Annotated in this window: 1 protein-coding gene; it reads left to right on the plus strand. The window is 79.2% G+C overall.

What is annotated here, in order from left to right:
• Positions 1–207, plus strand: a 207-nt coding sequence (locus ABQ292_RS26660; RefSeq protein WP_369210715.1) for a DUF222 domain-containing protein, incomplete at both ends; no start/stop codon positions are given.

Consider the following 207-nt stretch of genomic DNA (forward strand, 5'->3'; position numbering starts at 1 on the left):
ATCGAGGCCCGGCTGCTGCCCGAGGCGGCCTCACTGACGACCGGCAAGCTGCGCAAGCGGGCCCTGGCGCTGCTGCTGGAGCTCGACGCCGAGGCGGCCGACCGGCGGCGCGCGCAGGCCCAGCGGCACGCCGACGTGCGCTGCTACCCCTCCCCGCTGGACGGGATGGCCACCCTGGCCGCCGACCTGCCCGCGCCGACCGCCGCC

This window comes from Geodermatophilus maliterrae (genome assembly GCF_041018925.1).
GTDB lineage: Bacteria > Actinomycetota > Actinomycetes > Mycobacteriales > Geodermatophilaceae > Geodermatophilus > Geodermatophilus maliterrae.